Genomic DNA, 21,759 nt, shown 5'->3' with positions numbered 1-21,759 from the left:
CCGATATGCCGCATCGTCCGGAGGTAAATCAGCCATCGAATGCTCTCATCGGCCGCTGCCCAGGAAATCAGCCCCCCGTCAGCCGGCTTACGGAAACGCTTGGACCATCCTGAGAAAAGATATCAATATGGCAGATCGCGGCTGCCCGGTCAATTCCGTGCGCCGGTCGCTCCGCCGACCAACAATGCCTTCATCTCCCGCACCGCCGCATCGATTCCGCAGAAGACGGCGCGGGCGATAATGGAGTGCCCGATGTTCAATTCGCGAACGGCCGGGAGAGCGCAGATGGGCCCGACGTTGTGGTAATGCAGGCCGTGCCCCGCATGCACGGCCAATCCAGCGTCGGCCGCCGCTTGCGCCGCGCGTTCCAGGCGTTTCAACGCTACGTCACGTTCGGCGTCGTGCACGGCATCCGCATAGGTTCCGGTGTGCAGCTCGACTGCAGGCGCGCCAACTCGAATCGCCGCATCGATTTGACGCAGATCGGCCTCGATAAACAGGGAAACCTTGATGTTGGCCGCGCTGAGTCGTGAACACGCGGCCTGAACCGCGGCGAAGCGTCCCTGTACATCGAGGCCCCCCTCGGTCGTCAACTCCTCCCGCCGCTCTGGAACCAGGCAGACGGATGCCGGACGCACCCGGCAGGCCACCGCGACCATCTCGTCAGTAACGGCCATTTCCAGGTTGAGCCGGGTCAATAGGTGCTCCTGTAGCACATCGATATCACGGTCCTGAATGTGCCGTCTGTCCTCCCGCAAATGGGCAGTGATGCTGTCCGCGCCCGCCTGCTCGGCCGCAAGTGCCGCGAGCAACACCGAGGGGTAGCGGGTACCGCGCGCCTGGCGCAGCGTCGCGACATGATCGATGTTGACGCCCAGGGCAATGGACCTTTGGATTGTGGAGTTCGTCGTACTCATGTTCGCGAATATTTGAAGAGTTCCCGACTTTTCAACGAACGCCCGCCCAAATGATGGGCTATCACGCCCCGCATCAGCCGCTTGGCGTCCTTGAGGTCGTCAGCGTTTGAGAAAACGCCCGTCCGCAGCGCGATCAGCGCCGATCCCCGGACGGCTCCTGCATCCGGCAAGGCTGCGACGGGACCTTGTTCGACGATATAGCGATAGTATCGGCCCGGATCCAATCCATCGCCCGTGGCAATATCGCATTCAAGCGGCAACTCGTAACCGAGTTCCGCGAGCAACAAGACTTCAAAGTTGCGCAGCACCGCTTCCCGCTCATCCCCTGCTGCGAGCCGATGCAAGGCCTGGCCATAGACTTCGAAGATCGGCGGATGTGGATCATGCGGCGCCAAAAGACGAAGAATCAGCTCATTCAGGTATAAACCACACCCCAGCGCCCTGGCATCCGCCAAAGGCTGAGCAGCGACGACCTCGACATCAGTCAGGATCGGCAATTCGCCGCGGGCTGACCATGAAACGCGCAGCGGCGCGAACGGAAAGAAAACTGCATAGGCAGCGCCCTTTTTGCGGCGCAGTCCTTTGCCAAGCACTGAAACCCGGCCGTGCTCGCGGGTCAGGAACTCAAGAAACAGGCTGGTTTCACGATAACTCGTCCGATGCAGCAAGTACGCCGGTTCGAGGAGTATCCGCCCGGTCTCTGTCATGGTTCCCGGGGCTTGCTGGTTCAGTCCGAATAACCGAAGCGTCGCAACGCTGCGGCGCTGTCGGACCACCCTTCCTTAACTTTCGCCCAGAGCTGCAGATTGACCTTCTTCTCGATCATGGCTTCCAACTCGCGCCGCGCAGCGGTGCCAATCGCCTTGAGAACTTCGCCCTGCCGCCCGATGACGATGGCCTTCTGGCCTGGGCGTTCCACCCAGATGGTTGCGTGTATCGTCACCAGACCCGGGGTCTCGGTGTATGATTCGATCTCGACGGTCAAGGCGTGCGGCACTTCCTGACCGACCCGGTACAGCAGCTTTTCGCGGATCAGCTCGCTGGCAAAGAAGCGCATCGACCGATCGGTGACCTGATCGCCCGGGTATATGGGATCACCTTCCGGCATCAGTGCGATCAGGCACTGTTCCAAGGCCTCGATGTTGATGCCCTTGGTCGCGGAAATCGGGATGATCTCGTGAAATTCACGCCCCTCATTGGCGCTTCCCAGAAAGGGGAGCAGACTCGTCTTGTCGGTCACCCGGTCAATCTTATTGATCGCCAGCAGGATGGGTGCGGACACATCAGCGAGCCGCCGGCGTACGGGTTCGTCCGAAGGCTTCCAGCGTGGACCATCGATCAGCCAGACGACCGCGTCCGCATGACTGAGTGCCGACTCGGCAGCACGGTTGAGCGCTTGATTGATGCCGCGTCGTATCCCTGCATGGAGCCCCGGGGTATCGATGAACACGAGCTGCGCGCGAGGCGTGGTCTTGATGCCGAGAATCCTGTGGCGTGTCGTCTGCGGTCGAGTGGAGACGATACTCAGCTTTTGCCCGACCAGACGGTTGAGCAGCGTGGACTTGCCGACGTTTGGGCACCCGACCAGCGCCACGTAACCGACCTTCATGCGGACGCCTTGGTCCCCTCGGTGAGCTGCCGCAGCATCTCCTGCGCCGCCTGCTGCTCCGCCCGCTTGCGCGAACTTCCGGTGCCGGTGGATGGCTCGGCCGAAAGCGGAATCCGGCACTCGACGACGAAGCTCTGGTCGTGTGGGCGCCCGGTCAACGACAGGAGACGGTATTCGGGAAGATCCAGCCCCCTGGCCTGCATCAACTCCTGCAACTGGGTCTTCGGGTCCTTCTTCCAATCCGCGACGGTAAGGCGCTCAAAGGACCCTCCAAATAGCCTCAAGACGAGATCGCGGCAGACTTCATACCCCTGATCGGTCAACACGGCGCCGATGATCGCCTCGAAAGCATCTGACAGGATCGAGTCACGCCGAAAACCGCCGCTGCGCAACTCGCCTGCCCCCAGAATCAGATAATCACCAAGCTCCAGCGTCCGCGCGATCTGGGCCAGTGAAGTCTGATTGACCAACGCGGCGCGGAGCCGGCTCAACACCCCCTCATCCGCGCTGGGAAAACGGTCGAACAGGGCCTGAGCGATCACGAAACCGACGACCGAATCGCCCAGGAACTCCAGTCGTTCATTATTGATGCCACCTGCGCTGCGATGTGTCAGGGCCGACCGCAGCAGCCTGGGGTCGGTGAAGCGCAAGCCCAGTTTCTGGGCCAGCAAGTCTTCCGGGTGCCTCATGGCTTCAGTTCGATGACGACCAGGTCATCGAAGCGCGCGACCACGTCGAGATTGCCCAGCACGTGCCGGACCACGTCGTATTGCAACCTCAGCTTCAGGTTCTTGTCGTCCCTTTCGAGCTTTACGTTGCCGGTGGTGACGTCTTCGACGTTGTTGATCTCCCAACGCCGCCGCAGCAAATCGAAGATCTCTTCGCGCGACTTGTTACCGAGGTCGCGATCGCTCTCCAGCGACTGCAGAGTGGAGCGGATCATGTAGTGCTCGAAGTAGATCGGCGCCACCCTGACCACGACCACGGCGCAAAGGCCGAGGAACCCCAACAAGAGCAGAAAGCTGATCAGCGTCATGCCACCCTGCCCGGTACGCGCAGACGCGAGATGACGGCGTTGTGAGTCGGCGCGCGTCACGGCGGTCACTGCAGGCTATCGCCCAAACGATCCAGAGCCACGCCGTGGTTGTCCCAATCCCAGTTCATCCAGATCAGAAAGGCCTTACCGACCAGATTGGCTTCAGGTACCGTGCCCCAATAGCGACTGTCATTGCTGTTGTCGCGATTGTCGCCCATGACGAAGTACTGTCCCTCCGGCACTCGAAACTCCCCCTGGACCCCGGGCTGACCTTCGCGAATCAGAATATCGTGCGTCACGCCGGTCAGGTCTTCGTTCAGCAGTAGGGCACCGCTCATGCTTGCGCCCTGACCCAGGCCGACGTATTCGCCGAGGCGGGTCTGCGGAACCGCCTTGCCATTGAGGTAAAGCTGCTTGTTGTAGTAAGCGATACGGTCGCCAGGCAAACCGATGACGCGCTTGATATAGTCGACCGAAGGATCCTGCGGGAACTTGAAGACGACGATGTCACCGCGACTTGGCTCGCCCATGGCGAACACCTTCGTTCCGAGCACCGGGAGCCGGATTCCGTATGTGAACTTGTTGACCAGGATGAAATCGCCGATCAGCAAGGTCGGCATCATTGATCCGGACGGAATCCGAAAGGGCTCGACGATAAACGATCGCAGCACCAGTACGACGAACAGTACCGGGAAGAAGGAGTGCGCATATTCGACCAGCAAAGGTTCCTTGGCGTCCCTCGTGGGAGCGCCACCCCATCGCTGCCACAGCAGATAGCCACCCCAGATCACGCCGCTCGCCAGCGTCGCGACGACCAGCACGAATTCAAAATCGACATCCATCGCGCGCCCTCTCAGGAATCCTTGCCGACCCGCAACACCGCGAGGAAGGCCTCCTGCGGAATCTCGATCCGACCGACCTGCTTCATGCGCTTCTTACCGGCCTTCTGTTTCTCAAGCAGCTTCTTCTTGCGCGTGATGTCGCCACCGTAGCACTTCGCCAGTACGTTCTTGCGCAACGCCTTCACCGACGAGCGCGCGATGATCTTGGAACCAATCGCTGCCTGTATCGCGACCTCGTACATTTGGCGTGGAATCAGATCCTTCATCTTATCGACGAGATCCCGGCCGCGTGTCTGACTGTTGTCACGATGGACGATCAGCGACAACGCATCCACCTTGTCGCCATTGATCAGCACGTCAAGCCGCACGAGGGGCGCCGCCTGGAAGTGCTTGAACTCATAGTCGAAGGAGGCAAAGCCCCGGCTGACGGACTTGAGCCGGTCAAAGAAATCCAGCACCACCTCGCTCAATGGCAGGTCGAAACTCAGCGAAACCTGACCGCCGATATACTGCATGCTCTGCTGAACCCCACGTTTTTCGATGCACAAGCCGATGACGGCGCCGAGATGCTCCTGCGGTACCAGGATGTTGGCACGTATGATGGGTTCGCGAATCTCGGAGATCTCATTCAGGGGCGGCAGTTCAGATGGATTGTCGACCGCGACGACTTCTTCGTTAGTCTTCAGTACCTGGTAGACGACCGTCGGTGCGGTCGAAATCAGGTCCAGGTCATACTCTCGTTCCAGCCGCTCCTGCACGATCTCCATATGGAGCATGCCGAGAAAGCCACAGCGAAATCCGAAGCCCAGCGCCTGGGAAACTTCGGGCTCGAAGTTCAACGCGGCGTCGTTCAGGCGGAGCTTGTTCAGCGCTTCGCGCAGGTTCTCGTAGGCGTCCGACTCGACGGGATATAACCCCGCGAACACGCGCGGCTGCACTGTTTGGAAACCCGGCAGCGCCGTTTGCGTCGGATTGTCAGTCGCGGTGATCGTGTCACCGACCGGCGCACCGAAGATTTCCTTGATCCCGGCGACAACGAAACCGACTTCGCCCGGCCCGAGGCTCGCCTTATCCAGAGGCTTGGGCGTGAATACACCCAATTTCTCGACCGTATGGCTCTTGCCCGTGGACATCATCGTGACGCGTTGGCGCCGGGCAATGCGGCCGTTCATCACCCGAACGAGCGACACGACGCCGAGGTAGTTGTCGAACCAGGAATCGATGATCAGCGCCTGCAGCGGCTGACCCGGGTCGCCTTCCGGCGCCGGGATCGCTCCGATCAGCTGTTCGAGCAGATCATTGACTCCGAGGCCGGTTTTCGCACTGATCCGGATCGCGTCCTGGGCCGGCAGACCGATGATTTCCTCGATCTCGCGCGAGACTCTTTCCGGCTCGGCGGAAGGCAGATCGATCTTGTTCAGGACCGGCAAGACTTCCAGCCCCTGCTCGATGGCGGTATAGCAGTTGGCGACGCTCTGCGCCTCGACCCCCTGAGCCGCATCGACGACCAGCAGGGCGCCCTCGCACGCGGCCAACGACCGGGAGACCTCGTACGAGAAGTCGACGTGCCCCGGCGTATCGATGAAGTTCAACAGATACTCATCGCCTGCCTTCGACCGATAGGTCAGAGTCACACTCTGGGCCTTGATCGTGATGCCTCGCTCCCGCTCGAGGTCCATCGAGTCGAGTACTTGTTCAGCCATCTCTCGATCGGCAAGGCCGCCACAGATCTGAATCAGGCGGTCGGCCAGAGTCGACTTACCGTGATCGATATGCGCGATGATCGAAAAATTGCGAATATGAGCCCGATCAGTCACGCAGTCATTCCTTGATCTTCATCGGCAGAAACAGCGAGTTGCCGCCCCTTAGCACGAGCACGGCCACCGTCTTGCCCTTGGCCAGTCCCTTGGCGAGGTCCTGCAGATGGGCGACGTCCTTTACGGACTGGTCCTGCAGGCGCTGAATGACGTCTCCCTTCCGCAAACCCGCCTCGAAAGCCGGCGAGCGCTGCACGACATCGGTGACCAGTACGCCGAACTTCGTCACTTCGAGTTGTTCGCGCATTTCTGCGGTGAGGTTGGCCACGCGCACACCCAAGCGGGTCACCATTTGCCCTTCAAGTTCGCCCTTGGCGAGCACGGGCTCGTCGTCATCGGTCGGCAACGCACCGATCTTGACCACCAGTTCCTTATTGGCACCTTCGCGCAACACCTTCAGTTTCGCCGTCTCGCCGATCTTGGTCATACCCACCAGAGGGGGCAATGCGCTCGAGTTGGTGATTTCGGTCCCGTTGTAGGCAAGGATGATATCGCCGACCTGAATCCCGGCGGCCTCAGCAGGGCTCTTGGGTAGGATCTTGGCGACGAGCGCACCCTGGGGCTTTTTCATGCCGAAGGATTCCGCCAGTTCGCGGTTCACGTCCTGAATGTTCACGCCGAGCCAGCCGCGCGACACCTTGCCGGCGGATTTGAGCTGGGCCACAACCTGCGTGGCGACTTCCGTCGGGATCGCGAAGGAAAGCCCCATGAAGCCGCCGGTGCGACTGTAAATCTGCGAATTCACGCCGACGACCTCACCGTTAAGGTTGAACAGAGGGCCACCGGAATTTCCTGGATTGATCGCAACGTCGGTCTGAATGAAGGGGACGTAATTGTCGCTCGGCAGGCTGCGACCCTTCGCGCTGACAATGCCGGCCGTCGCCGAATGCTCGAAACCGAACGGAGAGCCGATGGCCAGCACCCATTCCCCCACCTTCAAAGCTTCGGACGAACCAAGTTTGACGGTGGGCAGGTCAACGGCATCGATCTTCAGCAGTGCGATGTCGCTTCGCTTGTCTGAACCGACCAGCTTGGCGACGAGTTCACGGCGATCCTGCAGCCGCACAATGATCTCGTCGGCTCCCTTTACGACATGATGGTTGGTCACGACGTAACCGTCCGAGGACAGAATGAATCCCGACCCCAGGGACTGGGCCTCGCTGGGTTCCCCCCCACCGCCACCGCCCTCGCCAAAGTAGCGCTTCAGAAAGTCGTCGAAAGGAGTGCCCTCGGGAATTTCCATGCCCTCTGGGAGTTGAGGCTCGGACGCGGCAACCTTTTGCGTCGTGCTGATATTGACGACCGCCGCATTGTTTCGCTCGACCAGCTCCGTAAAGTCGGGAAGCTGAGCTAACGCGTTGTTCGACAGCCACAGCGACAATCCCATGCCGACCACCAAGAGGCGGACGGCGCGAGGCACCTCGACGCAAAAATGAGGCATGATCTTCATGAAAAACCCTGAGACGAAAAAGATGACTGACCCGACATATTCAGGTCACGAGACGCCGGGAAATAACCGGCGCCGAGGCCAGCGACTCGATGAAATTCCATTTCTTGGCAGCCCACAAACCCAGCGAAAAGGCAATCGCACCTCCACTGAGCGCCCCAAGATCGACCGCCGCGGGCCAGACCCTGCCTACGGCAAAGTGGCCAACCGAAGCTCCGATGAACAGCGACAGCAGCGACCCCAGGTAAAACATCCCGGCCGCAAACAAGGTCCGACGCGCCGAAATACCTACGACGACACGATCTCCCAACTGAAGGTCGAACTCCGGCTTACGAACCGTGAGCTGGCGTGGAAGTCCCTCACCGCCCGACGCGCAGCGGGTCTGGCAACCACTGCATGCGTCTGCAGCACCGACTTCAACGACGCACGACGTGCCATCGAGCGCAATGATGATACCGACTTCCTCCACCGTCAGGCAGCGACAGGACTCGAACGCCGCCGTCAGTCGGCCGACGCGCCGCGACGCCGTATGCCATTCGCGATGGCTTGCGCGGTTCTAGCGGGAATTTCGCCGATCGCCGTCACGAGGAAGTCGTCGATCTTGCGCGAAAAGGAGTGTATCGCGCCCGATGCCGTAGGTTGCCCAACTACCAACTTCTCGCCGACCTCATCGAAATAGACCGAGACCGAAGTCAACCCATCGCTGAGCAACAGATGTTCGACTGGCCGGCTCACAGCGCCGCTCTTGATCCGGCGAAATGACGCGATCTGGAAACCGACCGGAACTCCGTGCAGGGTCCATCGTAATGAATCTATCGGCAGGCTCACGTGTTCTCGGGTTTCCCAGTCGTTTGGCCCTGTTTTGGTCGTGGGCTCAAGCTGCTCGGCAGACACAGGGGTCGCAAGGTCCAACGATGAAAAAACCATCTGCTCCACCACGGTATCCGTACCATCGATGATTTCGACCTTCAGAGGCAGGTTGGACGAGGAATCGACCCACACGCGCCGGCCGTAGCGCATGTCATCCCTGGCGATAATGGCGACGGCCTGCGCATCTCGCTGGGCAATACGGTCACGTCCGCCCAGGATGAACATATAGTTCGGACGAAGCTGCTGGAAATTAGCCGGCAAATCGAAAAGATCTCGCCCGGCCGTTTTCGTCTCGACCAACACGGTACGGCTGTCATGGAGGTAACAGCGAACCTCCTGTCCTTGCCGGATTACCTCGCGCATGGGCCCACTTAGCGAAACGAGTCGCTCCCGCTCCACACCGTTGCTGACTGCGTGGGCGAACTCGATATGCTCGACCTTGTTGTCGCGGGAGTAGGCGATTATGCCGCGGTAGGGCAACTCGCTCATCGCCGTCCGCATCTTTTCCAGCAGCGCGACGGCGACATCGGCCTCGTCTCCACCCTGTGTCAAATCGGCCGCGAAAGCGTGGATACAGCATGCCATCGCAATCAAACCGAGGGACCAGCGGCGGAGCCGTGTCGCCGCGCGGAACAAGCGGATCACGCTAACTACCGGCCTGCCCTGTCGCTACTGACCACGCGCAGATAGGGCATGAGGCCGCCATTGGCCGCCAGATAGGCCGTTTCGTTGTGCGTCACCAGATAATCATGCAACTGGGCCGACGAGGCGGGGTCAGTCGCGGCCACCGCCATAGGGCTCGCCTCCCGCTCCTGCAGCACTGAACCGCCAACGAACACAGCCAACCCGGCCAAGGTGGCCGCCAACGCGAGCGTAATCGCCTGATCACTCACACGCTTCCGCCAGTCGGGGACTATGATCGCGGGTTCGTCTTCTATCGCCGCGTGCACGCGCGAGACGAAGTCTGTATCAGCAATCACAGTTTTGCGCGAGCGCAACACTTCCTTAGCGAGCAGGAAGCGGGAAAACTTCGCGGCGTCCTCCGGACTCGAGTCCAACCCTTTCATGAGCTTCATAGCCGTCGCCACGTCCACCTGGTCATCGACCATTAGCGACAGTTTCTCGGACATGTCATCTCTCTTCATTGCAGTCACCCCAATACAGTTTGCATTTTCTTGTCGATGGCTTCGCGAGCCCGAAAAATTCGCGACCTGACCGTTCCAACGGGACACTCCATGACAGATGCGATCTCTTCGTAGCTGAGCCCATCGAACTCGCGGAGGGTTATGGCAACTCTGAGTTCTTCCGGAAGTTCGTCCAGCGCCAATTGTATCACGGAAGCCAATTCGTTACTCAGGGCCAACCCCTCGGGCGTCTCCAGATCCTTTAGACGTGAGGCGCTCTCGAATTGTTCCGCCGCATCGATGTCGATGTCATCGTCTGTCGGCCGGCGAGACCGCATTGCCAGGTGATTCTTCGCGGTATTGATCGCGATCCGGTAAAGCCAGGTGTAGAACGCGCTTTCACCACGAAAACTCGGTAAAGCGCGGTAGGCCTTGATGAATGATTCCTGAGCGACGTCAAGCGCTTCATCGGCATCCTTGACGTAGCGATTGATCAGTTGCGTGATCTTGTACTGGTACTTCCTGACCAGACTGTCGAAAGCCTTCTTGTCACCCTTCTGTACACGTCGGACCAGTTCTTCATCCAGGAGTTCGTTCATGCTTTGTTCTTTCTATGTCGGTATCCGACCCGACCACGGGGAGGGGCTGTTGCGGGTCCGGTCGCCGTGCGAGCCGGCCGCCGCCTCGCGCCAGGAACGCGTTCCCAAAAGGACGCCGCCCGGAATGCGGATGAAGTCTGATTGGCGCCGATTATGGATTGTCGCCCCGAAGCGTTCAATCCCGCTGGCTTTTTCGGTAGCATCGTAACCACTTTGTAACCGGTCGATACTTCTGCAACGACAAGCGCGATGTCCCCCTCCTTCGATGTCCTGATCATCGGCAGCGGCGCCTCCGGTCTTAGCCTGGCCCTGCGGCTGGCCGACCACTGCCGGGTCGCCGTCGTGTCGAAAGTTGCCCTCAGCGAGGGCAGCACGATCTATGCCCAGGGCGGCATCTCAGCCGTGCTCGATGCCCGCGACTCCGTCGAGTCTCACATACAGGACACGCTCGTCGCGGGCGCCGGGCTGTGTGATCCCGAGATCGTCCGCTTGGTAGTCGAGCGCGGCAAGACATCGATCGATTGGCTGCAACAGCGGGGCGTTCCCTTCACCGAGGTGGAAAACGATCAGGGCGCGTCGGAACTACACCTGACGCGCGAGGGCGGCCATACCCATCGCCGCGTCGTGCACGCCGCGGACGCGACGGGCAGGGCCGTAGAAACGTCCCTCGAACGCCACGCTCGGGCACATCCGAATATCCAGTTGTTCGAACATCACAACACGATCGATCTGATCACGACCCGCAAGCTCGGCGACGCTTCCGACCAGCGGGTCGTCGGCGCTTATGTGCTCGACACGCGGCGGCAACGCGTCCTGACCTTCCGAGCCCGGCTGGTTGCTCTGGCCACCGGCGGCGCGAGCAAGGTGTATCTGTATACCAGCAACCCTGACGTCTGTACGGGCGATGGCATCGCAATGGCATGGCGCGCCGGGGCGCGCGTGATGAACATGGAGTTCATCCAGTTCCACCCGACCTGCCTGTTCCATCCCGAGTCCCGTTCTTTCCTGATCAGCGAAGCGGTCCGCGGCGAGGGCGGACGCCTACTGCTGCCCGACGGGTCACCTTTCCTGAGCCGTTTCGACCCGCGTGCGGAGCTGGCGCCGCGCGATATCGTCGCCCGCGCGATCGACTACGAGATGAAACGGCTGGGCATAGACTGCGTGTACCTGGACATCACCCACAAACCGGCCGATTTCGTGCGAAGCCACTTCCCGACGATTTACGCGCATTGCCTGAGCTTGAATATCGACATCACACGCTCACCCATCCCGGTCGTCCCGGCAGCGCACTACACCTGCGGAGGGGTCGCCACGGACCGTCACGCCCGCACGGACATCCCCGGGTTGTACGCCATCGGGGAAGTGGCCTGCACGGGACTTCACGGCGCAAACCGCATGGCCAGCAATTCGCTGCTGGAATGTCTCGTATTTGCTGAACAGGCGGCCCATCACATGCTCGCGGCCCTGCCGGCGACGCAGCCTCCCGCGGAACTGCCAGCGTGGGACGAATCGCGCGTCACGGATTCAGATGAAGAAGTCGTCGTGGCGCATAACTGGGACGAGGTGCGGCGATTCATGTGGGACTATGTGGGCATCGTCCGAACCAACAAGCGCCTGGAGCGGGCGCTGCGACGGGTGGAGCTGCTGAAGCAGGAAATCTCGGATTACTACGGACACTTCCGCGTAACCAGCGATCTACTTGAACTGCGGAATCTGGTCATCGTTGCCGAACTGATCATTCGATCTGCATTGGCGCGGCACGAAAGCCGCGGGCTACACTTCACGCTCGACCACCCCAAACCGGACGATACCCACGCTCCGCTGAATACCGTGCTGAGGCCGTCAGACTTCGCCGGGCGCGAGGGCTGACGTTCACAGGCGACACATGGTCGCCTGCCGGGAAGAGCCCCTGCACCCAAACAGCCCGCGCAAGACCATTACCGCCGCTAAAACGCCTGGGGAAACAGTTGCTGCAGGACAGCCGTGACCCTGACGCCGGCCAACGCGTTCGCCAGCGCGTAGCCTGCCAGCATCAGGAACATCACTCCACTGATGCGATGCAGCAGGCGTAAGGGGATGCGCTGCAAGACGGTGCGCCCCGCGTAGATCCCAAGCGCAGAGGTAAAGCCAAGCCCCAGCGTCGCACCCGTCCAGACCGGCAATGGCGCCGCACCGACACTGAGTCCGGCCGTCGCCAGCTGCGTCTTGTCGCCGAACTCGGCCAGCACGAGCATCAGGAACGTGGTCGCAAACACACCGTGACCCCGCATTTCGCGGAACTCCTCGGCGGCTTCGTCTTCACGCGACAGCAGCGCAATTAACCCGAAGACAGCGAACAGCGCCGCCACGCCGAACAGCAGCAAGGGGCGCGGGACCCATTCCGCGATCGCAGCTCCGAACACGACTGCCATCAGGTTCAGCAGCCCGAATGCTGCGAGGGCACCGAGCATCACCGGCAAGCCCCGGTGGCGTGCGGACAGCATCATGCACACGAGTTGGCTCTTGTCGCCGATTTCCGCGGCCGCGATCACCAGGAAGCTCGTGCCGGCCACAGTGAACCAGCGCCACACCTCCGCGTCGAAGACCTGATCGTGCAGCCAGGTGTGGAGTTCCGTGGACAGGGGGCACGCCATCGCCGATGCAATCAGCCCAGCAGGTTGTCCAGAACCATCATCACGACAAACCCGAAGACAAAGGCGAAAGTCGCGGATCGCGCCTTACCTTTCGACTGTGTTTCGGGGATGATGTCATCGGCAATCACGAACAGCATCGCGCCCGCCGCGAAAGCCATGCCTATCGGCAACAGAGGAAAGAAGAAAGACACGGCAGCCACCCCGAGCAGCCCGCCGACCGGCTCGACCAGCCCGGTCAAGGTGGCGATGAAGACAGCCTGACTGCGCGCATAACCGAGCCCCACCAGCGGAAGTGCGACGGCCAGGCCTTCGACGATATTCTGCAGGCCGATCGCAATCGCGATCACGAGACCGTTGTGCCAGTCGCCCCCACCGAAGCTGACGCCGACCGCCATGCCTTCCGGAAAATTGTGCAGCGTGATGGCGGCGATGAACAGCCAGACCTTACGCAACGAGGTGATCAGTTCGCCACGCTCCGCCAGAAACCGTTCATACGGCAGAAACCGATCCGCAAGCTCCAGGAATCCGGCTCCTGCCAACAAGCCTCCGGATACGACGAAAATCCCCTTACCGGGCCAGATCTGATTGCCGTACTCAATCCCGGGCACCAGCAGGGAGAAAGCGGTCGCCGCAAGCATCACGCCTGCCGCGAAGCCCAGCATGATGTAAAGCAGGCGCTGTGAGACCTGCCGGAAAAACAACGCAGGCAATGCGCCCAGACCCGTCGCGAGCCCTGCTGCGATGCTGGCCAGTGCGCCAACCGCGATGACGGGGCTGACAAAAAAATAGACGATGGCGAGCGCTGCCGTCAGCACGGTCGCCAATGCGGCCACGACCGCAAGGCGCTGCGCCAGCAACGGCAAGGCACGGAACCTTTGGTACGCAGTGCAGGCGCCGAGTCGTTGCACGACCGCTGCCTTGATGGTGTTCAGCATGAAGGCTTACTCAAATCCATGACAGATCGTTGGGCACGTTGCGCGAGCCGGACAGCGTGCAGCCCTTTCGCGGATATCGCTCAACGGACGCGACATCCTAGCGATCCACCGCGAGCGCAGCAAGGCTGACTCGAGGTTATGGCCGTGCGCCACGTCCGGTTCGACCACGAGGTTAAGCAAGCGGCACGGGAAAAGCGCCTGCGGTGTGGTACCATTTGGTCTTAGAACCTGCCCCACCGATGCACATTCTGCTAAGCAACGACGACGGTTACGCTGCCCCGGGTCTGATTGCGCTCGCGGAGGCACTGCGTCCGCTGGTGGACCTCACCGTTGTGGCGCCCGAACGCAATCGCAGCGGCGCCAGTAATTCCTTAACCCTCGAGCGTCCTTTGCGCGTCGCCGCTGCGCCCAACGGGTTCATCAAGGTCGACGGCACCCCGACCGACTGCGTACATCTCGCGATTACCGGCCTGCTGGAACGGGAACCCGACATGGTGTTCGCCGGTATCAACCATGGCGCGAATCTTGGCGACGACGTGATCTACTCGGGCACCGTCGCCGCGGCGACCGAAGGGCGCTTTCTCGGTCTGCCGGCGGTCGCGATTTCGCTCGGTTCCTCGAATCCGACGCACTTCGAGACGGCCGCCCGGGTCGCGGTGAACCTTCTGGAACGCGTCCTGAAGGATCCACTGCCGCCGGACACGATCCTGAACGTCAACGTCCCCGATATTCCTTACGCGGAACTCAGAGGATTCCAGGCAACACGTCTCGGCCAGCGTCACAAGGCCGAGCCCGTGATCAGGTCGCTGGACCCTCGCGGCCGTGAAATCTACTGGGTTGGATCCGCAGGCCCCGAACAGGACGCGGGACCGGGCACCGACTTCTTCGCGGTGCGCAGTCATTACGTGTCCGTTACGCCGTTGCAGATCGACCTGACCCGCTATGAGCGCGTCCCTCTGATCGCGGAATGGCTGTTGGCGGGGAATAGCGCTTGAACCTGCGGCTGGAGGGTAGCGGGATGACGTCGCGCCGGACGCGCGAGCGGATGATTCGGCGCCTTGAGGGCCAAGGCATCAAGAGCCGCATCGTCCTCGACACGCTGCTCGCCACACCGCGGCACATCTTCGTGGAAGACGCTTTTGCAAGCCGGGCGTACGACGACACGGCGTTGCCGATCGGTTTCAATCAGACGATTTCCCAGCCCTACACCATTGCCCGGATGACCGAGTTGCTGCTGGAGCGGCGCACCCCCGAGAAAGTACTTGAGGTCGGAACGGGCTCTGGCTACCAGACGGCGGTCTTGGCGCAGCTGGTGAAGCGCGTCTATTCGGTGGAACGCATCTACCCCTTACAGCAACGCGCCCGGCGCTGTCTGCAGGACATGGGACTGCGCAACGTGCGGCTCAAGCACAGTGACGGAGCCTGGGGCTGGGATGATTACTCGCCGTTCGACGGCGTGCTCGTCACCGCCGCGCCCGCCGAAGTCCCTCAAGCCTTGCTCGACCAACTCGGCCGGGGTGCCGTGATGATCGTGCCGCTCGGCGCGGGGCGAGAGCAGATGCTGCACCGCATTACCAGGACGGAAACCGGCTTCGAGATGGAGTCGATCGAGCCCGTAACCTTCGTGCCGCTCGTCGCGGGCACCGTATAAGTCTGTTTAAACCATCAAGGATGCTCCGACTGTGCTGCATGAACTGATCAACTGGCTCGTCACGACCATCGGCTCCATGGGCTACTGGGGGATCTTCCTGCTGATGGCCATGGAAAGCTCCGTGATTCCCATACCCAGCGAAATCGTCATGCCGCCGGCGGGTTACCTGGTGCAGCAAGGTCAGATGAACATGACGCTGGTGATTCTCAGCGGAACGCTCGGCAGCCTGGTGGGCGCATACGCCAACTACTTCGCTGCGCGTTATCTGGGTCGACGCCTGCTGCTCCGCTACGGCCGATACGTGATGATCACCGAGGAGCACTTCGCCAAGGTCGAACGCTTTTTTCGCGACCACGGGGAGATTTCGACTTTTGTCGGACGCCTACTCCCGGTCGCGCGGCATCTGATCTCGCTCCCCGCCGGCCTGGCAAGGATGGATCACTGGAAATTCACCCTGTATACGCTGGCCGGCGCCGCGCTATGGGTTTCAGTGCTCGCCTGGATCGGCTACTTCATTGGCGCCAACCAGGAACTGATAGAACGCTACTCGAAAAACGCGGTCATCGACATCCTCGCGTTCAGCGCGCTCCTGATCGCGGTCTATGTGATGTTGCACCGGAGGAAGCTCGCGCGCGCCGCTCGCGAGACTACGGCAGAGGACACGGAATAGGAATCCCTAGCGGCACCTTGCCGGCCGCGTCGGAGATTTCCCCGGGTCGGCATCGGCGGCGGCGCCTCGTCTCCTGCGTTCCGCGGCCAAACCAGGGAGTACTCGCCATGAGCCGACATTACCTGGAACCCCTGTTCGCGCCACGATCGATCGCGGTCTTCGGTGCGAGTGAGCGTGCCGACGCCGTCGGTACCCGTCTCTACGCCAATCTCCTGGATGGGGGTTTCGGGGGACCCATCTTCGCCATCAACCCGAAATACTCGGAAGTCAGGGGTCTGCCCTGCGCACCCTCGATGGAGGCGCTGGGACAAGATGTGGATCTGGCGGTCATCGCGACCCCAGCCTCGACCGTGGTCCAGATCCTGCGCGCGTGCGGGGAACGCCATGTCCGCGCTGCCGTCGTCCTGTCTGCGGGCTTCGGCGAACACGACGCCGCGGGCAAGCGCCTGGAACAGGCGGTCGTCGAGGAGTGTCGGCGCGCGGGAATTCGGCTGCTCGGCCCGAACTGCCTTGGCTTCATCCGCCCGAGCGCTCGACTCAACGCGACCTTCAGCAATAACGTCGCCGAACCCGGCTCCATCGCATTGATATCCCAATCGGGCGCAATCTGTACCGCCATTCTCGATTGGGCTGGCGCGCACGGCATCGGCTTTTCTCTGATCGTTTCGATCGGCGACGCGGCCGACGTCGGTTTTGGGGAGGTACTGGATTACCTGACGCTGGACCCCAAAACCCGTAGCATCCTAATGTACGTCGAAGGCGTCACGAACGCCCGACCCTTCCTCAGCGGCCTGCGCGCCGCAGCGCGCCTCAAGCCAGTCATCGTGATCAAGTCGGGGCGTCATGCCGAGGGGTCTCGCGCTGCGATGACTCACACCGGAGCGCTGGTGGGCGCGGACGATGTCTTCGCCGCCGCACTTGAGCGCGCTGGTGTCGTGCGTGCTGCCACGATAGAGCAGTTGTTCGCAGCGGCCCAATTGCTGTCGTCGCCACCACGGATCCGCGGGGACCGGTTGGCCATCGTTACCAATGCGGGCGGACCGGGGGTCATGGCGACCGACTGGGCCATCGACAAGGGACTCGAACTGGCTGTGCTCGGTCCCGACACGCTAAACGCCCTAAACCAGCAACTGCCCGAGAACTGGTCTCGCGCCAACCCGGTGGACATCCTCGGCGATGCGTCACCGGAGCGGTATCGCACAGCGGTCGAGACCTGTGCCGCAGACCCTGCTGTCGACGGACTCCTGGTGATGCTGACACCACAAGCCATGTCGCAGCCAGCCGAGGCCGCGGAGGCGGTGATCGCCGCCGCAAGCCGCACGGACAAGCCACTCCTCGCCTGCTGGCTTGGCGAGCGGCAGGTTCAGGCGGGCCGAGCGTTGTTCCGGGCAGCGCGGATTCCGGACTTCGTCAATCCCGAGACGGCCATCGAGGCCTTCGGCTATCTGGTCGAGTACCGAAGAAACCAGCGCCTTCTGATGCAGGTGCCCGGGCCACTGGCCGAATTGGAACGACCCGATCTTGCGGGTGCCCAACTGATCATCGATGGCGCGCTCGGATCGCGGCAGGCACTGCTGACCCCTCTCGAGACACGCGCGGTCCTGGGCGCCTTTCATATCCCGGCGGGCGCGGCGATCGACGCGGGCTCCCCCAATGAGGCGCTGGCGGCTGCCGAATGCCTGGGCTTTCCCGTCGCGCTGAAGATCCGCTCCCCCGACATTGTGCACAAATCCGACGTCGATGGCGTCCGGCTGAATATCGATAGCGCCGCATCGATCCGCCACGCTTACTCTGACATGCTGGCACGCGTGCAGGAGTTGCGTCCCGAGGCCACACTGCTCGGCGTGACCGTCGAGAGAATGTACCAGCGGACGAGCGGACGGGAACTCTTCGTCGGCGTCGTCCAGGACCCGGTATTCGGTCCGGTCATCAGCTTCGGAGCGGGAGGCACTGCAATCGAGGTACTTCGGGACCGGGCCATCGCGCTACCGCCGCTCAACGAGGATCTCGCTCGGAACCTGATCGCCAAGACCCGAATTTCTCGGCTACTGGGCCAGTTCCGTAACCTTCCCCCAATCAATCTGGACGCTCTGATCCGTGTACTGCTGCGGATTTCCGAGATGGTTTGCGAACTCCCGCAGATCGAGGAACTGGACATCAATCCCCTGGTTGCCGATGAGGACGGCGTTCGCGCGCTGGATACACGCATCATGGTGCGCCCGCCCATTGCCGGTCGGCGTCACTTCGACCATATGGCGATTCATCCATATCCGAGTAACTGGATCAGTCGCTTCCAGTTGCCGGAGGGGCAGGACATCACGATCCGGCCCATCCGGCCGGAGGACGCAGCGATCGAGCGCGCCTTCGTCCGAAAACTGTCCCCGGAGGCACGCTACCTGCGCTTCAACCAAGCGCTGAGGGAGTTGAGTCAGGAACTGCTGGTGAGATTTACGCAACTCGATTACCACCGGGAACTCGCGCTGATCGCAACCACCACCGTGGCTGGCGAGGAAACCGAAATCGCAGTCGCCCGTTTTTTCCCGAATCCGGATGCGCGCAGCGCCGAATTCGCCGTGGTCATCGCCGACGACTGGCAACGTCATGGCCTAGGCACGCGGCTGATGAATCAGTTGATCGCAGCGGGTCGTGAAAAAGGCTTCGAAACACTGGAGGGCGAAGTACTAGCCCGCAACACGGCGATGTTGCGCTTCACGGAGAAGCTTGGCTTTCGGGCGTGCGAAAAAGAGGATGATCCGGATGTACTGCGTGTCACACGGGTGCTGTGAAGCAGCACTAACACCCGCGGATGACTGAGCGACCCTCACGACCGACTAAGCGTCGCCGGCGCGGGCGCGAGCTTGGCCTAATCGTTTCGCAAACGCCAGGTCTGGCCGACTTCGTCGCGCGCTGCCAGATTCACGCGGCGATCGAGCACGCGGTTCGCTCGCTCATTCCCGAGCGTCTTGCGAAGCACTGCGTACACTGTGTCTCACACCACGACCATCTGGTCGTCTTTGCGGACGCGGCCGTCCATGCCACTGCGCTCCGTTTCGCGCTGGCGCCGGCCCTCCCGACGCTGAACCACCGCTTCGAGTCGCGTTGGCGACATGTGCAGATCCGCGTTTTTCCGGGCTGGCAAATCGACCGGAGGCTGCGCGAACTTGCACTTCCGACCCGCGCAATCGCCGAGCAAGTCGAAACGGCGGCCAGATACTCTCCAAGCGACGAGATCCAGGCCGCGCTGGCGCGTTTGGCGGAGACGCTCCGCGACGCGGAGCGCCGCTAGCGCCGACTCCCCGCTACGCTACCCATCGCAGCCGGAAAGAAAAGAACGAGGGTTGCGAGCGAATACTGCCGCCCCCGTTCCGCAAGCATGGGATCAGCGTGCGACCTGGGCCGGGCGCATGTAGGAAATCGGCAGCGCCTCGTCATCACGGAAGGTGATCATTTCCCAGGCATCCTTACGGCGCAACAGTTCCATCAGGAGCTTGTTGTTCAGCGCATGCCCGGACTTGTAACCCACGAATGCGCCGATCAGGCTGTGACCGAGCAGGTAAAGATCACCAATGGCGTCGAGGATCTTGTGCTTCACGAACTCGTCCGCATAGCGCAGGCCGTCTTCGTTCAGGATCCGATAGTTGTCCACGACGATCGCATTGTCCATGCTGCCGCCCAGCGCCAGTCGACGCTTGCGCAGCGCCTCGATGTCGCGCATGAAACCGAAGGTGCGCGCCCTTGCGACTTCCTTGACGAAAGACGTCGAGGAAAAATCGATGCTCGCCGTCTGGCTGTCGGTGTGAAAGGCGGGGTGATCGAAATCGATGGTGAAGGTCACCTTGAAACCGTCGTAGGGTTCGAACCGGGCATACTTCTCACCATCCTGAACCATCAGGCGACGCTTGATGCGGATAAAGCGCTTCGGCGCTTCCTGCTCCTGAACACCGGCTGACTGAATCAGAAACACGAACGGCCCGGCGCTGCCGTCCATGATTGGGACCTCCGACGCACTGACGTCCACGTACGCGTTGTCGATGCCGAGCCCCGCAAACGCCGACAGCAGGTGTTCGACGGTCGAGATGCGGACGTCGCCGTGCATCAGCGTGGTCGACAAGGTCGTGTCGCCCACATTTTCGGGCCTAGCCTCGATGACCACCGGCTCGGGCAAATCGACCCGACTGAATCGGATACCGGTATTCGGTGCCGCGGGACGGAGGGTCAGATAGACCTTTTCGCCCGTGTGCAGGCCGACGCCAGTCGCCCGAATCATGTTCTTCAGCGTTCGTTGTCTGATCATCTGACTCTCCTCATTGTGACGGGAACGTCTGCCCCCACCGATATCGAACGGAAGGCCGCGCCGCGGCACCACCGAAATTCGAATACGCCGGTGTCTCTCTTGGAATCCTCGGGTCGGACGCGGATCGCCGCGTAGCGAGCTGCGGGCATCAGTCCGCTTGGCGCCGCAGGAACGCGGGGATATCCAGGTAGTCCATGTCCATCTCCTTCGCCGTCTCCGCGCGCGGCTCATGCTTCGGTTGGCGACGGTGGACAGCCGGTCGCTGCAACTGCTCGTAGTCGATCTCTCCGGTGTTCTTCTGCACCAGTTTCAAAGCGGTCTCACCCGAAGCGTGTGAACCGGTGAGGCCCGTGGCGACCACCGTCACGCGCACTTCATCGACCAAGTCGGGGTCAATCACGGTACCGATCACGACGACGGCGTCGTCGGATGCGAACTCCTTGACCTTGTTGCCGACTTCGTCGAACTCGCCGATGGCCAGATCCAGGCCACCGGTAATGTTGACGAGAATTCCGCGCGCTCCCTGCAGGCTCGTATCTTCGAGCAGGGGGCTCGCGATCGCGCGCTCCGCCGCCTCGCGCGCCCGGTTCTCGCCGTTGGCGACTCCCGTCCCCATCATCGCCATGCCCATCTCAGCCATGACGGTCCGCACGTCGGCGAAGTCGACATTGATGAGGCCGGGGCGGGTGATCAGGTCGGCAATACCCTTGACGGCTCCGAGCAGGACGTCGTTCGCGGCTGCGAACGCCTGCATCAGGCTGACATCCTTGCCCAGGACGGGTAGCAGTTTGTCGTTCGGAATCGTAATCAACGAGTCGACGAACTGGCTCAGTTCCTCGACGCCTTTGTCCGCAATCTGCCGCCGCTTGCGTCCCTCGAACATGAACGGCTTGGTGACGACGGCGACGGTCAGGATGCCGGCTTCCTTGGCAATCTCGGCAATCACTGGCGCAGCTCCCGTACCGGTACCGCCACCCATCCCTGCGGTGATGAAAACCATGTCTGCGCCGTCCAGTACTTCCTGGATGCGTTCGCGGTCATCGAGTGCCGCCTGACGGCCGATGTCCGGATTCGCACCGGCGCCCAGCCCCTTGGTGAGAGCGCTACCCAGCTGGATTACGGAGCGCGCGTTGATGCTCTTTAGCGCCTGGGCGTCCGTGTTGGCGCACAGGAACTCCACGCCCTCGATGTGATTGGTGACCATGTGGTTGACGGCATTGCCACCGCCTCCGCCGATACCAACCACCTTGATCACGGCATTCTGACTGTATGAATCCACGAGCTCGAATTTCATGCTCAATCCCTCACGTTCGGT

At 61.7% G+C, this 21,759-nt stretch carries 22 protein-coding genes; 6 read left to right on the top strand and 16 right to left on the bottom strand.

All coding sequences use genetic code 11. The features are described 5' to 3' along the window. Positions 1 to 149: 149 nt before the first annotated feature. The 12 genes from pdxJ to rpoE form a co-directional block, all read right to left on the bottom strand. Positions 150 to 917 carry a pyridoxine 5'-phosphate synthase gene (gene pdxJ / locus BWR02_RS10250; RefSeq protein WP_139557633.1) on the bottom strand — a complete coding sequence of 256 codons (768 nt, stop codon included), beginning with the start codon at positions 915 to 917 and terminating at the stop codon, positions 150 to 152. After that, complete coding sequence (gene recO / locus BWR02_RS10245) at positions 914 to 1,624, bottom strand: DNA repair protein RecO (protein ID WP_139557632.1); 711 nt, start codon at positions 1,622 to 1,624, stop codon at positions 914 to 916. The genes pdxJ and recO overlap by 4 nt, the downstream gene beginning before the upstream one ends. A 20-nt stretch (positions 1,625 to 1,644) precedes the next feature. Next, a complete protein-coding gene (gene era, locus BWR02_RS10240; RefSeq protein WP_139557631.1) occupies positions 1,645 to 2,526 on the bottom strand; it encodes a GTPase Era in 882 nt (293 codons plus the stop codon). Continuing rightward, complete coding sequence (gene rnc / locus BWR02_RS10235; protein ID WP_139557630.1) at positions 2,523 to 3,215, bottom strand: ribonuclease III; 693 nt, start codon at positions 3,213 to 3,215, stop codon at positions 2,523 to 2,525. The genes era and rnc overlap by 4 nt, the downstream gene beginning before the upstream one ends. After that, positions 3,212 to 3,562, bottom strand: a complete 351-nt coding sequence (locus tag BWR02_RS10230; protein WP_139557629.1) for a DUF4845 domain-containing protein — start codon at positions 3,560 to 3,562, stop codon at positions 3,212 to 3,214. The genes rnc and BWR02_RS10230 overlap by 4 nt, the downstream gene beginning before the upstream one ends. Positions 3,563 to 3,627: 65 nt before the next feature. Continuing rightward, the gene (gene lepB, locus BWR02_RS10225) at positions 3,628 to 4,404 is read right to left on the bottom strand and encodes a signal peptidase I (protein ID WP_139557628.1); all 777 of its coding nucleotides are present in this window, start codon (positions 4,402 to 4,404) and stop codon (positions 3,628 to 3,630) included. Between the two features lie 11 nt (positions 4,405 to 4,415). Next, positions 4,416 to 6,221, bottom strand: a complete 1,806-nt coding sequence (lepA, locus tag BWR02_RS10220; RefSeq protein ID WP_139557627.1) for a translation elongation factor 4 — start codon at positions 6,219 to 6,221, stop codon at positions 4,416 to 4,418. A gap of 4 nt (positions 6,222 to 6,225) precedes the next feature. Further along, positions 6,226 to 7,662, bottom strand: a complete 1,437-nt coding sequence (locus BWR02_RS10215) for a DegQ family serine endoprotease (protein ID WP_236102111.1) — start codon at positions 7,660 to 7,662, stop codon at positions 6,226 to 6,228. A 49-nt stretch (positions 7,663 to 7,711) separates the two neighbouring features. After that, complete coding sequence (locus BWR02_RS10210; RefSeq protein ID WP_162560100.1) at positions 7,712 to 8,137, bottom strand: SoxR reducing system RseC family protein; 426 nt, start codon at positions 8,135 to 8,137, stop codon at positions 7,712 to 7,714. Between the two features lie 32 nt (positions 8,138 to 8,169). Further along, the gene (locus BWR02_RS10205; protein WP_139557625.1) at positions 8,170 to 9,183 is read right to left on the bottom strand and encodes a MucB/RseB family sigma factor regulatory protein; all 1,014 of its coding nucleotides are present in this window, start codon (positions 9,181 to 9,183) and stop codon (positions 8,170 to 8,172) included. A 5-nt stretch (positions 9,184 to 9,188) separates the two neighbouring features. After that, positions 9,189 to 9,668, bottom strand: coding sequence for a sigma-E factor negative regulatory protein (locus BWR02_RS10200; RefSeq protein ID WP_162560099.1), 480 nt, complete (start codon positions 9,666 to 9,668; stop codon positions 9,189 to 9,191). A 20-nt stretch (positions 9,669 to 9,688) separates the two neighbouring features. Further along, a complete protein-coding gene (gene rpoE / locus BWR02_RS10195; protein ID WP_139557623.1) occupies positions 9,689 to 10,261 on the bottom strand; it encodes an RNA polymerase sigma factor RpoE in 573 nt (190 codons plus the stop codon). A gap of 249 nt (positions 10,262 to 10,510) precedes the next feature. Here rpoE and nadB point away from each other — a divergent pair, with 249 nt between their 5' ends. Further along, positions 10,511 to 12,130, top strand: coding sequence for an L-aspartate oxidase (gene nadB, locus BWR02_RS10190; RefSeq protein ID WP_139557622.1), 1,620 nt, complete (start codon positions 10,511 to 10,513; stop codon positions 12,128 to 12,130). Positions 12,131 to 12,207: 77 nt separating this feature from the next. Here the strand turns inward: nadB and BWR02_RS10185 are convergent, their stop codons facing one another. After that, positions 12,208 to 12,894, bottom strand: coding sequence for a TMEM165/GDT1 family protein (locus BWR02_RS10185; RefSeq protein ID WP_139557621.1), 687 nt, complete (start codon positions 12,892 to 12,894; stop codon positions 12,208 to 12,210). An 11-nt stretch (positions 12,895 to 12,905) separates the two neighbouring features. After that, the gene (locus BWR02_RS10180; protein ID WP_139557620.1) at positions 12,906 to 13,829 is read right to left on the bottom strand and encodes a ZIP family metal transporter; all 924 of its coding nucleotides are present in this window, start codon (positions 13,827 to 13,829) and stop codon (positions 12,906 to 12,908) included. A 239-nt stretch (positions 13,830 to 14,068) separates the two neighbouring features. Between BWR02_RS10180 and surE the strand changes: the two genes are divergently transcribed. The 5 genes from surE (at position 14,069) to BWR02_RS10155 (ending at position 19,436) form a co-directional block, all read left to right on the top strand. Next, positions 14,069 to 14,824 (top strand): 5'/3'-nucleotidase SurE, encoded by a 756-nt coding sequence (surE, locus tag BWR02_RS10175; protein ID WP_139557619.1) that lies wholly within the window; start codon positions 14,069 to 14,071, stop codon positions 14,822 to 14,824. Beyond that, the gene (locus BWR02_RS10170; RefSeq protein ID WP_139557618.1) at positions 14,821 to 15,480 is read left to right on the top strand and encodes a protein-L-isoaspartate(D-aspartate) O-methyltransferase; all 660 of its coding nucleotides are present in this window, start codon (positions 14,821 to 14,823) and stop codon (positions 15,478 to 15,480) included. Before surE ends, BWR02_RS10170 begins: the two co-directional genes overlap by 4 nt. A gap of 31 nt (positions 15,481 to 15,511) precedes the next feature. Beyond that, positions 15,512 to 16,150, top strand: coding sequence for a DedA family protein (locus tag BWR02_RS10165; protein WP_201276222.1), 639 nt, complete (start codon positions 15,512 to 15,514; stop codon positions 16,148 to 16,150). A gap of 107 nt (positions 16,151 to 16,257) precedes the next feature. Beyond that, positions 16,258 to 18,936 (top strand): bifunctional acetate--CoA ligase family protein/GNAT family N-acetyltransferase, encoded by a 2,679-nt coding sequence (locus BWR02_RS10160; protein WP_139557617.1) that lies wholly within the window; start codon positions 16,258 to 16,260, stop codon positions 18,934 to 18,936. 20 nt (positions 18,937 to 18,956) lie between these two features. Next, the gene (locus BWR02_RS10155; RefSeq protein ID WP_139557616.1) at positions 18,957 to 19,436 is read left to right on the top strand and encodes a DciA family protein; all 480 of its coding nucleotides are present in this window, start codon (positions 18,957 to 18,959) and stop codon (positions 19,434 to 19,436) included. A 93-nt stretch (positions 19,437 to 19,529) separates the two neighbouring features. On the opposite strand, the gene lpxC is transcribed toward BWR02_RS10155, so the two are convergent. Together lpxC and ftsZ are read right to left on the bottom strand one after the other, a co-directional pair. After that, positions 19,530 to 20,444 carry a UDP-3-O-acyl-N-acetylglucosamine deacetylase gene (gene lpxC / locus BWR02_RS10150; protein ID WP_139557615.1) on the bottom strand — a complete coding sequence of 305 codons (915 nt, stop codon included), beginning with the start codon at positions 20,442 to 20,444 and terminating at the stop codon, positions 19,530 to 19,532. Between the two features lie 148 nt (positions 20,445 to 20,592). Beyond that, on the bottom strand, positions 20,593 to 21,738 hold the full coding sequence (gene ftsZ, locus BWR02_RS10145) for a cell division protein FtsZ (RefSeq protein ID WP_129882342.1): 1,146 nt from the start codon (positions 21,736 to 21,738) through the stop codon (positions 20,593 to 20,595). Positions 21,739 to 21,759 lie beyond the last annotated feature (21 nt).

This window comes from Methylotetracoccus oryzae (assembly GCF_006175985.1).
GTDB classification, from domain to species: Bacteria; Pseudomonadota; Gammaproteobacteria; order Methylococcales; family Methylococcaceae; genus Methylotetracoccus; species Methylotetracoccus oryzae.
This window is presented reverse-complemented; position numbering and strand designations above follow the sequence as displayed.